The sequence below is a fragment of the Pseudomonas sp. HMSC057H01 genome, from assembly GCF_001836405.1.
Taxonomy (GTDB): Bacteria; Pseudomonadota; Gammaproteobacteria; order Pseudomonadales; family Pseudomonadaceae; genus Pseudomonas; species Pseudomonas aeruginosa.
The window spans coordinates 35,043-50,181 of the sequence record NZ_KV828500.1 but is presented as its reverse complement, the minus strand read 5'-3'; the positions used below and the strand labels follow the sequence as shown (position 1 = coordinate 50,181).

Genomic DNA, 15,139 nt, shown 5'->3' with positions numbered 1-15,139 from the left:
CGGGTTCCTCAGCTGCGCTCGGTAAGGTTCTTGCCGATCATCCGCACCAGCACGATGGCGGCGATATTGGCGATCAGCACCGCGATCAGGCCCCCGGCCGAGGCCATGCCGACATCGAACTGCAGCAGCGCCTGGTTGTAGATCAGGTAGGCGAGGTTGGTCGATTCGTAGCCGGGGCCGCCGCTGGTGGTGGTGAAGATCTCGGCGAACACCGAGAGCAGGAAGATCGTCTCGATCATCAGCACCACCGCGATGGGCCGCGCCAGGTGCGGCAGGGTCAGGTGCCAGAAGATCGCCAGCGGACCGGCGCCGTCGAGGCGGGCGGCCTCCTTCTGCTCCTGGTCGAGGGACTGCATGGCGGTCATCAGGATGAGGATGGCGAAGGGCAGCCATTGCCAGGAGACGATGAGGATGATCGACAGCAGCGGATAGTGCGCCAGCCAATCCACCGGCTCGGCGCCGAACAGGCGCCAGACGGCGGCGAGGATGCCCGAGACCGGGTGGAAGATCAGGTTCTTCCAGAGCAGCGCGCTCACCGTCGGCATGATGAAGAACGGCGAGATCAGCAACACCCGCACCGCGCCGCGACCGAAGAACTCGCCGGCCTCCAGCAGCGCGGCGATGAGCACGCCGAACGCCACGCTGATCGCCAGCACGCTGCCCACCAGCAGCAGGGTGTTCAGCGCGCCGGGCAGGAAGCCGGCGTCGGTGACGAAGAAGGTGAAGTTCTCCACGCCGACGAAGGCATTCTCGCCGGGATACAGCAGGTTGTAGCGGATCAGCGAGAAATACAGGGTCATGCCCAGGGGCACGATCATCCACAACAGCAGCAGCGCCACCGAGGGGCTGACCAGGAGCCAGCCGGGTCCGCGCCGGCGGCGCTGGAGGCGACGGTGGGCGGGACGGGCCGGGAGCGGGGTATCGAGGGCCGAGGTGTTCATGGCGACTCCGTCTGGATCTTCAAGGGCAAGCGCTCGAGCAGCGCCGCGCCGGGCGCGGCTGCGCCCGGCGGCGGACTACTTCGGATAGCCGGCGCGCTTCATCTCGCGGGCGGTGCTCTGCTGCGCGGCGGCGAGCGCCTGGTCGCTGCTCATCTGCCCGGTGAGGGCGGCGGAGAACAGCTTGCCGACCTGGGTGCCGATGGCCTGGAACTCGGGGATGGTGACCAACTGGATGCCGACGTAGGGCACCGGCTTCAGCGTCGGATGGTTGGGATCGACGCGCTTCAGCGATTCCAGGGTGACCCGCGCGAACGGCGCGGCGGCCAGGTAGGCCTCGCTGTAGGTCGAGGCGCGGGTGCCGGGCGGCACGTTGGCCACGCCTTCCCTGTCCGCCACCAGCTTGCCGTACGCCTGCGAGGTGGCCCAGGTGGCGAAGGCCTTCGCCGCGTCCTTGGCGCGCGAGCTGGCGGGAATCGCCAGGGCCCAGGAATACAGCCAGGAGGCGCCCTTGTCGGTGACTTCCCGGGGGGCGAAGGCGAAGCCGGTGGCGTCGGCGACCTTGCTCTGGCTCTTGTCGGTGACGAACGAACCGGCGACGCTGGCGTCCACCCAGATCGCGCACTTGCCGCTGTTGAACAGCGCCAGGTTCTCGTTGAAACCGTTGCTGGAGGCGCCGGGCGGGCCGTACCGCTTGAGGGTGGAGACATAGAAGTCGAGAGCCTTCTTCCATTCGCCGCCGCTGAATTCGGGCTGCCATCGCTCGTCGAACCAGCGTGCGCCGAAGGCGTTGGCCAGGGTGCCGATCAACGCCATGTTCTCGCCCCAGCCGGCCTTGCCGCGCAGGCAGATGCCGTACTGGCCCTGGTCCGGGCGGTTGAGCCTGGCGGCGAACTCGCCGAGCTGGGTCCAGGTCGGTTGCTCGGGCATCCGCAGCCCGGCCTGCTGGAACAGGTCCTTGCGGTAGTAGGTGATCGAGGCTTCGGCGTAGAACGGCAGGGCGTACAGCGTGCCCTTGACGGAGAGACCGTCGCGCACCGAGGGCAACAGGTCGTCCAGGGCGTAGTCGGCGGGCAGCCCGCTCATCGGCTCCAGCCAGCCCTTGGCGCCCCACAGCGCGGCTTCGTACATGCCGATGGTGAGCAGGTCGAACTGTCCGCCCTGGGTGGCGATGTCGGTGGTCAGGCGCTGGCGCAGGACGTTCTCTTCGAGCACCACCCATTTCAGCGAGATGTCCGGGTGGCTTTCCTCGAACACCTTGGACAGGCGCTGCATGCGGATCATGTCGTTGTTGTTGACCGTGGCGATGGTCAGGGTCTCGGCGCCCTGGGCCAGCAGCGGCAGGGCGAGGCAGGCGGCGGCCAGGCAGGCCTTGATCGAGTCGTTCATCGGTGAACTCCTCTTCCGGGCCGGCGGGCGGCGCGGAAGACATTATTGTTTTTGTGTCGCTCGCTGCCGATTACACAGGCGCGTCACGCAACCGACAAAGCCTCGACTGCACTTCGACCGATACTTTTTTGCACCGCCGGGGTGGGGCGCTGGAGGCTCAGAGCAGGTTCTGCTCGGTCAGCCGCTGGGTCACCAGGCGCCGGTAGCCGGTGGGCGTCATGCCCTTGAGCTGCTGGAAGCGCCGGTTGAAATTGGACAGGTTGCTGAAGCCCGACTCGAAGCACACCTCGGTCACCGGCAGCTCGCTGCGGGCCAGCAGCTCGCAGGACTTGCTGATGCGCAGGCGGTTGACGAACTCGACGAAGCCGCGCCCGGCGGCCTGCTTGAAGAAGCGCGAGAAGTAGGTGGGGGTCATGCCCAGGTGGGCGGCGACCTGCTCCTGGGTGAGGTCCTGGGCGTAGTGCTGGAAGATGTAGTCCACCGCCCGGTTGATCCGTTCGACGTTGTGCTCGTCGGCCAGTTGCGAGGACGTGACGGTGGAGAGCAACTGGTAGTCCTCGCATTCGGCGAGCTGTTCCATGAGGATAAAAAAGTATCCCAGGCGGGTCATGCCGCCGCTGTCGGCGATGCGTTGCAACAGTCGCCGGCTTTCGCCGATCAGCGCCGGGTCGCGGAACTCGATGCCGTAGCGCGCCCGCGCCAGCAGCGGGGCCAGGCGGTTCAGCTCGGAGAATACGCCGCTGCCGTCCTCCAGCACCTCGTCGGTGAAGTTCACCAGCATGTCGCGCCGGGCCACCACCTCGTCGGGCTCGACCTGGCTGATCCAGTTGTGCGGCAGGTTGGGGCCGGTGAGGAACAGGGTGTCGGGGGCGAAGTTGCCGATGTAGTCGCCGATGAATACCTTGCCGGAGCTGGCGACGATCAGGTGCAGTTCGTATTCCTTGTGGAAGTGCCAGCGCACCAGCGGGCTGGGGAAGCCGTGCTGGCGGTAGATCAGCGAATGGCCTTCGTGGTCGTCCATCAGCTCGTAGGACGGATCGGTGACTTTGCTGGCTCTGGGCATGGGCGCGGGCCGACCGGGGGAACGAAGGCACATCCTAGCCCGAAGCGGCGGGGCTGTGCAGGGGCGGGTAGCGGCCGTGGCGCTGTCCGCCGCCATCCACCCCAAGGCCGGGGCGTGGCGTGTTCCGGGTTGCCGTTGCGGACCGGGCGCTTGACGAGGCGCGCGCTCTTCGACCCCGCTTCAGCGCCGTTGGCCTGCTCGCTGCCGATCGGCCTCCGGCGATCAGCGGCTGGCCTTGCGATAGGCCCCCGGCTGCTGCCCGGTGGCCTTGTGGAAGGCACGGGTGAAGGCGGCGGTGGACTGGTAGCCGACCGCCGCCGCGACCTCGGCGACGCTGGCGTCGGCGCGCAGCAGGGCGCAGGCGCGGTGCATGCGCAGGGCCAGCAGGACCTGTCCCGGCGACTGACCGCTGAGTTCGTTGAAGCGCTTGAAGAAGGCCGAGCGCGAGAGTCCGGTGCGTTCGGCCATCTGTTCCAGGCTCCAGGGCTGTTCGGGTGCCTCGATCAGCGCTTCCAGCAGGCCGGCGAACTGCGGCTGGCGGGCCAGTGCCACCAGGCCGCCGAGGGTCGGGTTGTCGAGCACCTGCTGGCGCAACACGTAGAGGAACAGCAGGTGGCTGAGGCGCTCCAGCAGAACCGGCGACGGCGCCGGCTGGCGGCGGCACTCGTCGACGATCAGGGCGAACAGGCGTCGCGCCGCGTCCAGCGCCGGATCGCCGGCGCGCAGGATCAGCCAGTCGGGCAGGGCGTCGACGATCAGCCCGGACAATCCCGAATGGAAGTGGAAGAACCCGCAGACCAGGCCGGCACCGTCCGCCGCGTTCCACTCCAGCGCCTGCATTTCGCCGCGCGGCTGGCAGCGCGCGGCCTCGGCGGTGGCCTCGCTGGACAGGCGGAACTCGACGTCGCGCAGGAAGAACAGCGCGTCGCCGCTGTCCAGTCGCCAGCCCCGGGCGCTTCCGGCGACGTGCGCCCAGCAGTGTCCCTGCACCACCAGGTGGAAGCTGGCACGCGCCAGGCCGTGGGTGGAGGCATGCCAGCCGCCGCAGTAGCGACCGACATGGAACAGGCTGGTGTCGACTTCGAGGCTGTCTAATAACCAATCGACAAGCGGGTTGGACGAATTCATCTAAGGGAAAGACTCAAGAGCAAGTGATAGCGACTTTAGAATATTGAATGGATTTCTTATTACCAAGAGACTTCTTCGACACCTCAACCACCGGAGTCGAAAGCATGTCACGCGTTCCCGTGCTCACCCTGGAAAACGCCCCCGAGGCGGCGCGTCCGTTCCTCCAGACCGCGCTGAACAACTCGGGTTATATCCCGAATCTGCTCGGCGTGCTGGCCAATGCGCCGGCCGCCCTGGAAACCTACCTCACCGTGTCCGGGCTGAACGCCAAGGCCAGCCTCGGCCTGCCCGAGCGGGAAGTGGTGCAACTGGTGGCGGCCACCACCCATGGCTGCGACTTCTGCGTTGCCGGGCACACCGCGGTGGCGCGCAACAAGGCGCGCCTGCCGGAGCCGGTGATCGAGGCCCTGCGCGCCCGCGGCGAACTGCCCGATGCCCGCTACGAAGCCCTGGCCGACTTCACCCGCGCGGTGATCGCCAGTCGCGGCGCGGTCACCGACGAACAGTTCGAAGCCTTCCGCGCCGCTGGTTTCGACCAGGCCCAGGCCCTGGAAGTGATCCTCGGGGTGAGCCTGGCGACGCTCTGCAACTTCGCCAACGTGTTCGCCCGCACGCCGCTCAATGCCGAGCTGGAGCAATATCGCTGGACCAACCCGCAGGCCTGAGCCTGCGCTTGCCGGGCGGCGTGCCGCGCCGGCGCAAGGAGTGACGACCATGCTTGACCCGACCCTGAGCGACTGGCTCGACCGCCAGGCCGACGCCCTCGACCGCGGCGACGCCGATCCCGCCGCGCTGCTGCCGCGCCTGGCCGCCGCCGGCGTGCTCGGCGTGGCGGTGGAGGAACGCCTCGGCGGCGCCGGCGGCACGCTCGCCGACGCGGTGGAGCGGGTGGCCGCGGTGGCGGCGCGCTCGCTGACCGCGGCGTTCGTCTTCTGGGGCCAGCGCGCCTTCATCGAGTACCTGTTGCAGAGTCCCAACCAGGAACTGCGCCAACGCCTGCTCGGCGACCTGCTGGCCGGCCGCCTGGCCGGCGCCACCGGGCTGTCCAACGCGATGAAGTTCCTTTCCGGGATCGAGGCGCTGCAGGTGGTGGCGCACGCGGAGGAGGCCGGCTGGCGCCTGGACGGTCGCCTGCCGTGGGTGACCAACCTGCGCAGTGGCGATTTCGTGGTGGCGGCGGCGATCGAACGAGGGGAGGGTGGCAGTCCCTTCGTCCTGGCGATTCCCGAAGGCCTCGCCGGCTTGCAGCGCTCGGCGGACCTGCGCCTGCTCGGCCTGCAATGCAGCAACACCGCCGCCCTTGACCTGCGCGCGGTGGCGGTCGGGCGCGACTGGCTGTTGCACGACGACGCCCGGCAGTTCCTGCCACGGGTGCGCCCGGCCTTCCTCGGCCTGCAATGCGGCATGGCCATCGGCCTGGCGCGCCGCGCACTGGACGAAGTGCAGCGGCACCTGGGCGGCAGTCGTTCGCTGCTGGATGGTGAGCTGGCGGCACAGCGCGAAACCCTCGACGGACACGTGGCGGCGCTGCACGCCGGACTGGCCAGCGGCGAGTTCGCCAGCCAGCCGGCACGCCTGTTCCGCATCCGCATCGGGCTCGCCGAAGCCGCCGCCAATGCCGTGCAACTGGAGTTGCAGGCCAGCGGCGGCAAGGCCTACCTGAGCGAGCACGGCGCCGGTTTCGCCCGCCGCTGGCGCGAGTCGGCGTTCGTCCCGATCGTTACGCCGAGCCTGGTGCAACTGCGCGCCGAACTGCAACGCCAGGCCGAGGCCAAGGCATGAGCGAGGCGCTCCTCGACGCTCGCGGGATCGCCCTCGGCTATCCGCGCGGTGCCGGCTGGCAGGCGGTGCTCGGCGATTTCGAATTGCGCCTGGGTGCCGGCGAGGTGGTCTCGATCCTCGGTCCCAGCGGGGTCGGCAAGTCCAGCCTGCTGCGCGTGCTGGCCGGCCTGCAGGAGCCGGCCGCCGGCAGCGTGCGGGTACTCGGCGAGCCCCTGCGCGGCCCGCATCCGGGCGTCGCGGTGGCGTTCCAGGACCCCAGCCTGTTGCCTTGGCTGAACCTGGAGAAGAACGTCGCCTTCGGCCTCGATTTCGCCCGCCAGCCGCACCTCGACGCGGCCACCCGCCAGGCCCGCGTCGACCAGGCGATCGCCGCGGTCGGCCTGGAGCACGCCCGTGCCCGCTACCCGGCACAACTCTCCGGCGGCATGGCCCAGCGCACCGCGCTGGCCCGCTGCCTGGCACGGCAGCCGAAGGTGCTGCTGCTCGACGAACCTTTCGGCGCGCTGGACGAAGTGACCCGCGCCGACATGCAGCAACTGCTGCTGCGGGCGATCCACGAGCGCGGCACCGCCGTGGTCCTGATCACCCACGATATCGACGAGGCCCTGCTGCTCTCCGAACGCATCCTGCTACTGGGTGACAGCCCGGCGCGGACCCTCGGCGAGTGGCGCATCGACCTGCCGCAGCCACGCGCGGAGCTGGTCGAGGAACTGGGCGCGTTGCGCATCGAGATCCTGAAAACCCTACGGCGGGCGAGCCGCACCCATGCCCATCCCATCGCTCAGCCGGAGGCCTCCCATGTGCCTGGACGACCCGACCCATTCCCGACGTGACATCCTCAAGCTCGCCGCGCTGCTCAGCGCCGCCGGCGCGTTGCCGCTGCTGAGCAGCCTGCAGGCGCGTGCCGCCGCCGAACCCGACGCGCCGGTGCGCATCGGCTACCTGCCGATCACCGACGCCACGCCCTTGCTGGTGGCCCATGCCAACGGCCTGTTCGAGGCCGAGGGCATCCAGGCCGAACGGCCGGTGCTGTTGCGTAGCTGGGCGCAGGTGATCGAGGCGTTCATCTCCGGCCAGGTCAACGTCATCCACCTGCTGTCGCCGATGACCGTCTGGGCCCGCTACGGCAGCAAGGTGCCGGCCAAGGTGGTGGCCTGGAACCACGTCGGCGGCTCGGGGCTCACGGTGGCTCCGGAGATCGACGACGTGCGCCAGCTCGGCGGCAAGAGCGTGGCGATCCCGTTCTGGTACTCGATCCACAACGTGGTGTTGCAGCAACTGCTGCGCGACAACGGCCTGCGCGCGGTGAGCCGTGCGGTGGGCGCGGCGCTGGCCGCCGACGAGGTCAACCTGGTGGTGCTGCCGCCTTCGGACATGCCGCCGGCGCTGGCCAGCAAGCGCATCCACGGCTACATCGTCGCCGAGCCGTTCAATGCCCTGGCGGAGAACCTCAAGGTCGGCCGGGTACAGCGCTTCACCGGCGATGTCTGGCGCAACCACGCCTGCTGCGTGGTGTTCATGCACGAACACGACCTGGAGCGGCGGCCGCAGTGGTCGCAAAAGGTGGTCAACGCCATCGTCAAGGCCCAGCTATGGACTCGCGAGCACCGCGCCGAGGCCGCACAGTTGCTGTCCAAGGCCGGAGCCAACCGCTACACGCCGCACGCGCCGGAGGTCCTCGGCCGGGTGCTGGCGCCGGGCGCCGAGGAGCAGCAGGCCTATCTCGCCAGCGGCGCGATCCGCCACGCCGACTGGCAGGAGCGGCGCATCGACTTCCAGCCCTATCCCTATCCGAGCTACACCGAGGAACTGGTGCGGCGGCTGAAGGACACCCTGATCGAAGGCAATAATGCCTTCCTCGCCAGCCTCGATCCGCGCCAGGTGGCCAGTGACCTGGTGGACGACCGCTTCGTCCGCCAGGCCCTGGCAGAGGTCGGCGGGTTGCAGGCGTTCGGCCTCGCCGAGGGCTTCCAGCGCAGCGAGGAGATCAGCCCGTGAGGCAGACCCTGCGCCAGGGCGCGCTGGGCGTTGCCGGGCTGCTGGCGCTGTTCGCCCTGTGGTGGCTCGGCGTGGCCCTGTTCGGCGCCGCCGACGGCCTTTCGGCACGCTTCTCGCCGCAGGCGACGTTGCTCAGCCTGGGTGAACTGCTGGAGCGCCGCGAACTCTACGAGCATGTGCTGGTGAGCCTGAAACGGGTCCTGCTGGGCTTGTTCCTGGCGCTGCTGGTGGGAGTGCCGCTGGGGCTGCTGGTGGGCGCCTCGCGCAACCTGGAAGCGGCGACCACTCCGGCGTTCCAGTTCCTGCGGATGATCTCGCCGCTGTCGTGGATGCCCATCGCGGTGATGCTGATGGGCGTGGGCGACCAGCCGATCTATTTCCTGCTGGCCTTCGCCGCGCTCTGGCCGATCCTGCTGAATACCGCCGCCGGCGTGCGCCAGCTCGACCCGCGCTGGCTGCAACTGAGCCGCAGCCTCGCCGCCACGCCCTGGGAAACCCTGCGCCGGGTGATCCTGCCGGGCATCCTCGGCCATGTGCTGACCGGCGTGCGCCTGGCCATCGGCATCCTCTGGATCGTCCTGGTGCCCTGCGAGATGCTCGGCGTCAGCGCCGGGCTCGGCTACTACATCCTCGACACCCGCGACCGCCTGGCGTACTCCGAGCTGATGGCGATGGTGCTGCTGATCGGCCTGCTCGGCTACCTGCTCGACGCGGCGGCGCGCGGACTCTACCGGCGCTGGGCGCACGGAGCGCTCGGGTAGGACGGGGTACCGGTGCGTTGGCGGATAGCGCCGGGGCGCTATTCGCCCTACGGGGTTCGGGGCTCGGGTGGGGCGGGCGAATGTGTTGATCCACCAACACTTGCCCAGCAGTTGCGCCCGCACAGTGACAGGGGCTTGTCACCCAGGCCTTGTCCGGCGCGGCCCCGCGGCCCGGCACGGGCTGTGCACGGGGTGCCGGATGCACAGGCAAACCAAGGAGTCCCCATGCCGCGCGAAATCCGTCTCAACGCCTTCGAAATGAACTGTGTCGGCCACCAGTCGCCCGGCCTCTGGGCGCATCCGCGCGACCGCTCCTCGCAGTACAAGGACCTGGAGTACTGGACCGACCTGGCGCGGTTGCTCGAACGCGGCCGTTTCGACGGACTGTTCATCGCCGACGTGCTGGGCATCTACGATGTGCTCGACGGCAATGGCGACGCGGCGATCCGCCAGGCCGCCCAGGTACCGGTGAACGACCCGCTGGCGCTGATCACGCCGATGGCCGCGGTGACTCGCCACCTGGGCTTCGGCCTGACCGCCTCGCTGTCCTTCGAGCATCCCTATCCCTTCGCCCGCCGACTCTCGACCCTGGACCACCTGACCAAGGGCCGGATCGGCTGGAACGTAGTGACCTCCTACCTGGAAAGCGGCGCGCGCAACCTCGGCCAGCAGGCCCAGCTCGACCACGACCGCCGCTACGACTATGCCGACGAATACCTACAGGTGCTCTACAAGCTCTTCGAAGGCAGTTGGGAGGACGGCGCGGTGCTCCGCGACCGTCGCCGAAGGATCTTCAGCGACCCGGGCAAGATCCACGAGATCCGTCATGTCGGCGAGCACTTCCAGGTACCCGGCATCCATCTCTGCGAACCGTCGCCGCAGCGCACGCCGGTGCTCTACCAGGCCGGCGCGTCGAGTCGTGGCAAGCGCTTCGCCGCCGAGCACGCCGAGTGCGTGTTCGTCGCCGCGCCATCGAAGACCGTGCTCAAGCAGGCGGTCGCCGACATCCGCCAGCGCGTCGCCGAGGCCGGCCGCGATCCGCGCAAGGTACTGGTGTTCAACCTGCAGACGGTGGTGCTGGGCGAAACCGACGCCAAGGCCAGGGCCAAGTTCGACGAATACCGCGCCTTCGTCAGCTACGAAGGCGCCCTGGCGCTGATCTCCGGCTGGACCGGGATCGACTTCGGCCAGTATCGGCCGGATCAGGTGCTGCGGCACATCCACACCAATGCGATCCAATCGGCGGTGGAAGCGTTTTCCAGCGCCGATCCGACGCGCACCTGGACGGTCCGCGAGCTGGCCGACTGGGTCGGTATCGGCGGCTTCGGCCCGCTGTTCGTCGGCAGCCCGGCGACCGTCGCCGACCTGTTGCAGGAGTGGGTGGAGGACACCGACGTGGATGGCTTCAACCTGGCCTATGCGCTGGCCCACGAAACCTTCAGCGACGTGGTCGAATTGCTGGTGCCGGAGTTGCAGAAGCGCGGGGTGTACAAGACCGAATATGCGCCGGGGACTCTGCGCGAGAAGTTGTTCGGCGACGGCCCGCGGCTGCCGGATTCCCATCCGGCGGCCGGCTATCGCGACCTGCGGGCGCTCTGGGAGAAGGAGGCCGGGCGCAACGCGCTGCCGGCCTGACCTGGGCGGACGGCGGATGACGCCGGTGGCGATATCCGCCCCAGGACCCGGGACGGCTCCTAGAGCCAGGCGTGCCGCGGTGGCTTCACCCCATTCAACTGGTAGTTGCCGATGGCATGGTATTTCCAGCGCACCGGGTCATGCAGGGTGTGGGTGCGGGCGTTGCGCCAGTGGCGGTCGAGATTGAGTTCCTCCAGGGTCGAGCGCGTGCCGGCCAGTTCGAACAGCCGGTTGGCGGCGAGCAGGGCGGCTTCGGTGGTGAGCACCTTGGCCTCGGCCACGGCGATCGAGGCGGCGGCCACGCTCTCCTCGTCGGGGGCGGCGAGCGCCGCTTCGATGGCGTCGGCCGCCAGGTCGAGCACGGCTTCCGCGGCGCGCACGCGGATGCGCAGGTCGCCGACCTGCTGGATGGTGTAGGGGTCTTCCCAGGCATGCTGCTGGTTGGCGTCTATCCATGGCCGCGCGTGGCGGCGCACCTGCTGCACGGTCTCGGCGAGGATGCCACGGGCGATGCCGGCGTCGATGGCGGCCTGGATGAACTGCGATACGGCGCCGGCGGCGGTGGGGCGGTCGAAGGCGCGGTGCACCGGGATGACGTGCTCGGCCGGCACCCGCACGTTGTCCAGGATGACGGTGCCGCTGGCGGTGGTGCGCTGGCCGAAGCCGGACCAGTCGTCGATCACCGTCAGCCCCGGCGCGTCGCGCGGGATGAACGCCAGGTGCGCGCGCTGCTCGGCGTCGAGGCCGACGGCCGGTACCCAGTGGGCGAGCAGGGCGCCGCTCGAATAGAACTTGCGGCCGTCGATGCGGAACCCGTCGCCATCCGCCAGCACTCGTGTCTGGAATTCGGCGACGGTACGGCTGTGGCGTTCGGAGAAGGCGTTGCCGAAGCGCACGCCGTCTAGCACCAGGCCGTAGAAGAAGCGTTTCTGCTCCTCGCTGCCGTCCAGGCGCAAATGGTCGAGCACCGCCAGGTGGTTCTGCGGCAACTGCGCCAGGGACGGGTCTACCGCGGCGATGGTCTTCAGTACTTCGGCCAGGGTCCGGTAGCCGACCTCGGCGCCGCCGTAGGCGCGCGGTACGCTGATGCCCCATAGGCCGCTCTGCGAGAAGGCTTCCAGTTCGGCCACCGGCAGCCGGCGCTGGCGGTCGCGCAGCGAGGCTTCCTCGGCGAACAGCCCGGCCAGTTCGCGGGCGACGCGGATCGCTTCGGCGTCGTCGGCGATGCGCCGGGCCGGGGTCCGTGGCAGCGGTTGCCGATAGGGATCGGCGGCGTTCTTTTCCAGTGCGCTCATGGCAACTCCTTGCGATGGGATAGGCGAGGTTCAGCGGGACGCCGTGGCCGGACCGCTGCCGATCTGCCAGACGTAGGGCGGCTCGCTGCCGTTGATCTCCCAGTCGCCGACGATCCGTTGCTTGTAGATCAGGGGATTGTGCGAGGCGGCGGTGCGCGCATTGCGCCAGTGGCGGTCGAGCTGCTTGCCGCGGCCGACGGCGGAAGCGCCGCTGGCGTCGAACAGCTCGCTGGTGGCCTGCAACACCAGTTCGGCGACGATCGCCTGGGCCTTGGCCGATTCGATCTCGGCGGCGACATTGGCCTCCTTCTCCGCCTGCGGGTCGCCTACGAAACGCGCCAGGTAGGCGCGCTGGGCCGCTTCGGCGGCGCGCAGGGTGGCCGCCTCGGCGGCGTAGACGCGCGCGGCGATGCGCCCGACCACCTGCTGCACCTGGGGATCCTGGCTGACTCGCGGGGCATTGCCGTGGCTGTAGATACGGGTCCGCCCGCGCACCTCGGCGGCGACGTCGCGCAAGGCGGCGCGGCCGGTGCCGGCCAGCACCGCGAGCAGGACCAACTGGTAGAACGCGGTCTGGTACTTGAAGCGGCTGGCGAAGTCGATGAGGTTCTCTTCCTCCACCTCGGCGTCCTCGAACAGCGATGTGCCGCTGCCGGTGGTGCGCTGGCCGAAGCCGTCCCAGTCGTCGCTCTGGCGCACGCCGGGCTGGTCGGTGCGGATCGCCGCGATCACGTCGGCGCCGGTGTCGTCGCGCTGGGCATACAGATCGATCCAGTCGGAGAAGAGGCTGCCGGTGCTGTAGTACTTGCTGCCGTTCACCACCCAGCGACCGTCGTCCTTGCGCGAGACGCGGGTGAGCACTTCGCCCAGCCGTACCGAACCGACCTCGGTCCAGGCGCAGCCGACCAGGTCGCCCTCGACGAAGCGCCGCAGCCAACGGTCGCGGCCAGGGCCGGGCTCGGCATTGAGACGGTCCTCGACGAAGGCGAAGTGGCCGCGCAGGGCCTGAGTGATGTTGGAGTCGGCCTCGGCCAGTTCGATCAGCAACTGAACCAATTGCGCCAGCGAGGCGCCGGCGCCGCCGTGCTCGCGCGGCACGCGCACGGCGCCGAAGCCGGCCTGCTTGAGCCAGGCGATCGCCTCGTGGGGCAGTTCGCGTTGCCGTTCGCGCTCGACGGCGCCTTCGGCGATGCGCGCGAAGATCGGTCGGAAACGCTGGGCGAGCAGTTCGTAGTCGGCGCCTTCGGAGAGACTGGCGGCGGTGGCTTCGGGATGGACGCGGGCGTTCATGCGGACTCCTGGTAGGCAGCGGGGCCGTCCGGTCGACGGCTACCCTGGAGTCCGGGCCGTTGCACAGCCTGTGCCGACCCGCGCAGGCCACTGGTTGCGCGGGTTCGCGCGAGCAGGAGGTGTTGCCGGGGCGGCAGCCTGTTGCGCGGCTGCTGCCTGGCGGACAGTGGGGGAGGTGGCGGCAGGTCCCTCTCCCGGCGGGAGAGGGACAGGCGCTTCAGAAGATGTAGTCGGTGGTGAGGAAGTTCGACGCGCGGTTGCGGATGATCTCGCTGACCAGGGTCTTGTTCGCCTCGGTGTCGCGGGTCGCCACCAGGGTGCGGATGGAGAACACCCGCAGCGCGTCATGGACCGACAGGGTGCCTTCCGCCGAATTCTTCCGGCCGTTGAACGGGTAGCTGTCCGGGCCGCGCTGGCACTGGGCGTTGACGTTGATCCGGCCGACCTGGTTGGCGAAGGCGTCGACCAGCCGGCCGATCTGCGCCGGGTCGTTGCCGAACAGGCTCAACTGCTGGCCGTAGTCGGAGCGCAGGACGTAGTCGATCACCTCGTCCAGCTCGCGATAGGGCACCACCGGCACCAGCGGACCGAACTGCTCCTCGTGGTAGAGGCGCATGTCCGGGCTCACCGGACTCAGCAGAGCGGGGTAGAAGAAACTTTGCCGATGCTCGCCGCCGCCCGCATTGACCACTCGTGCGCCCTTGGCCAGGGCGTCGTTCAGCAGGCCTTCGAGGTAGTCGACCTTGCCCGGCTCCGGCAGCGGCGTCAGCGCCACTCCCGGTTCCCACGGCATGCCCGGCTTGAGGCTGGCCAGGCGCGCGCTGAACTTGTCGAGGAACGGTTGCAGCACGCTTTCGTGGACGAACAGGATCTTCAGCGCGGTGCAGCGCTGGCCGTTGAAGGACAGCGCGCCGGTGACCGCCTCGTTCACCGCGTTGTCCAGGTCGACCTGCGGCAGGACGATGCCCGGGTTCTTCGCGTCCAGGCCGAGGGCGGCGCGCAGGCGGTGCGGGCGGGGGTGCAGCTTCTTCAGGTCGCTGGCGCCGGAATGGGTGCCGATGAAGGCGAACACGTCGACCTTGCCGCTGGCCATCAGCGCCGACACGGTTTCCCGGCCGCGTCCGTAGATGACGTTGATCACTCCCGGCGGGAAGCTGTCGCGGAAGGCTTCCAGCAGCGGGCGGATCAGCAGCACGCCGAACTTGGCCGGCTTGAACACCACCGTATTGCCCATGATCAGCGCCGGGATCAGGGTGGTGAAGGTTTCGTTCAGCGGGTAGTTGTACGGCCCCATGCACAGCGCCACGCCCAGCGGCACCCGGCGGATCTGGCCGAGGGTGCCCTGTTCCAGCTCGAAACGGCTGGAGCGGCGGTCGAGTTCCTTCAGCGCTTCGATGGTATCGACGATGTAGTCGCAGGTGCGGTCGAACTCTTTCTCGGAGTCCTTGAGGTTCTTGCCGATTTCCCACATCAGCAGCTTGACCACCGCCTCGCGTTGCTCGCGCATCCGCGCCAGGAAGCGTTCGACGTGCTGGATGCGCTCGGCCACCCGCAGGTTCGGCCACAGGCCCTGGCCGTGGTCGTAGGCCCGCACCGCGGCGTCGAGCGCGGCGAGCGCGGCGTCGGCGTCGAGCAGCGGGGTGCTGCCGAGGATCACCTGGCGCTCGCCGTCGGCCTCGGCGAGGAATACCGGGCTGCGTACCGGCGCCAGCGGGCCGTCCCAATGTCGCAGTTGGCCGTCGACCAGGTAGTCGCGCTGCTCGATGGGGGCGTCGGGGCGGTACTGCTCGGGAATGGTGTCGAGGCTGGGAAACAGCGAATCGAGGTGGAGCGGGGCGGTCATGGCGGGTCCTCGAATGA

Annotated in this window: 13 protein-coding genes; 6 read left to right on the top strand and 7 right to left on the bottom strand. The window is 69.1% G+C overall.

All coding sequences use genetic code 11. The features are described from left to right. Nucleotides 1–8: 8 nt before the first annotated feature. The 4 genes from HMPREF2581_RS20610 to HMPREF2581_RS20595 form a co-directional block, all read right to left on the bottom strand. Nucleotides 9–941 carry a carbohydrate ABC transporter permease gene (locus tag HMPREF2581_RS20610; RefSeq protein WP_003111701.1) on the bottom strand — a complete coding sequence of 311 codons (933 nt, stop codon included), beginning with the start codon at nucleotides 939–941 and terminating at the stop codon, nucleotides 9–11. Nucleotides 942–1,016: 75 nt separating this feature from the next. Next, nucleotides 1,017–2,327 (bottom strand): ABC transporter substrate-binding protein, encoded by a 1,311-nt coding sequence (locus tag HMPREF2581_RS20605; protein WP_003139355.1) that lies wholly within the window; start codon nucleotides 2,325–2,327, stop codon nucleotides 1,017–1,019. 157 nt (nucleotides 2,328–2,484) lie between these two features. After that, nucleotides 2,485–3,390, bottom strand: a complete 906-nt coding sequence (locus tag HMPREF2581_RS20600; RefSeq protein WP_003089438.1) for an AraC family transcriptional regulator — start codon at nucleotides 3,388–3,390, stop codon at nucleotides 2,485–2,487. A gap of 222 nt (nucleotides 3,391–3,612) precedes the next feature. Next, entirely contained in the window at nucleotides 3,613–4,518 is a 906-nt protein-coding gene (locus HMPREF2581_RS20595) for an AraC family transcriptional regulator (RefSeq protein ID WP_003089436.1), read from the bottom strand. A 104-nt stretch (nucleotides 4,519–4,622) separates the two neighbouring features. Here HMPREF2581_RS20595 and HMPREF2581_RS20590 point away from each other — a divergent pair, with 104 nt between their 5' ends. The 6 genes from HMPREF2581_RS20590 to HMPREF2581_RS20565 all read left to right on the top strand — a co-directional run bounded on the left by HMPREF2581_RS20590 (nucleotide 4,623) and on the right by HMPREF2581_RS20565 (nucleotide 10,694). Beyond that, nucleotides 4,623–5,183, top strand: a complete 561-nt coding sequence (locus HMPREF2581_RS20590; RefSeq protein ID WP_003089433.1) for a carboxymuconolactone decarboxylase family protein — start codon at nucleotides 4,623–4,625, stop codon at nucleotides 5,181–5,183. A gap of 49 nt (nucleotides 5,184–5,232) precedes the next feature. Further along, nucleotides 5,233–6,300 carry an acyl-CoA dehydrogenase family protein gene (locus HMPREF2581_RS20585; RefSeq protein WP_003139356.1) on the top strand — a complete coding sequence of 356 codons (1,068 nt, stop codon included), beginning with the start codon at nucleotides 5,233–5,235 and terminating at the stop codon, nucleotides 6,298–6,300. Then, nucleotides 6,297–7,133: an ABC transporter ATP-binding protein gene (locus HMPREF2581_RS20580; protein ID WP_003115101.1), complete on the top strand. Its 837-nt coding sequence runs from the start codon at nucleotides 6,297–6,299 to the stop codon at nucleotides 7,131–7,133. Before HMPREF2581_RS20585 ends, HMPREF2581_RS20580 begins: the two co-directional genes overlap by 4 nt. Next, entirely contained in the window at nucleotides 7,099–8,298 is a 1,200-nt protein-coding gene (locus tag HMPREF2581_RS20575) for an ABC transporter substrate-binding protein (protein WP_003139357.1), read from the top strand. Before HMPREF2581_RS20580 ends, HMPREF2581_RS20575 begins: the two co-directional genes overlap by 35 nt. Continuing rightward, nucleotides 8,295–9,059, top strand: coding sequence for an ABC transporter permease (locus HMPREF2581_RS20570; RefSeq protein ID WP_003089428.1), 765 nt, complete (start codon nucleotides 8,295–8,297; stop codon nucleotides 9,057–9,059). The genes HMPREF2581_RS20575 and HMPREF2581_RS20570 overlap by 4 nt, the downstream gene beginning before the upstream one ends. 225 nt (nucleotides 9,060–9,284) lie before the next feature. Beyond that, nucleotides 9,285–10,694, top strand: a complete 1,410-nt coding sequence (locus tag HMPREF2581_RS20565) for an LLM class flavin-dependent oxidoreductase (RefSeq protein WP_003107490.1) — start codon at nucleotides 9,285–9,287, stop codon at nucleotides 10,692–10,694. 59 nt (nucleotides 10,695–10,753) lie between these two features. Here the strand turns inward: HMPREF2581_RS20565 and HMPREF2581_RS20560 are convergent, their stop codons facing one another. The 3 genes from HMPREF2581_RS20560 to HMPREF2581_RS20550 all read right to left on the bottom strand — a co-directional run bounded on the left by HMPREF2581_RS20560 (nucleotide 10,754) and on the right by HMPREF2581_RS20550 (nucleotide 15,122). After that, nucleotides 10,754–11,989 (bottom strand): SfnB family sulfur acquisition oxidoreductase, encoded by a 1,236-nt coding sequence (locus HMPREF2581_RS20560; RefSeq protein WP_003107493.1) that lies wholly within the window; start codon nucleotides 11,987–11,989, stop codon nucleotides 10,754–10,756. A gap of 30 nt (nucleotides 11,990–12,019) precedes the next feature. Beyond that, nucleotides 12,020–13,279, bottom strand: a complete 1,260-nt coding sequence (locus tag HMPREF2581_RS20555; protein WP_003139358.1) for an acyl-CoA dehydrogenase family protein — start codon at nucleotides 13,277–13,279, stop codon at nucleotides 12,020–12,022. Nucleotides 13,280–13,496: 217 nt separating this feature from the next. Then, nucleotides 13,497–15,122: an NADP-dependent glyceraldehyde-3-phosphate dehydrogenase gene (locus tag HMPREF2581_RS20550; RefSeq protein ID WP_003139360.1), complete on the bottom strand. Its 1,626-nt coding sequence runs from the start codon at nucleotides 15,120–15,122 to the stop codon at nucleotides 13,497–13,499. Nucleotides 15,123–15,139: the final 17 nt, after the last annotated feature.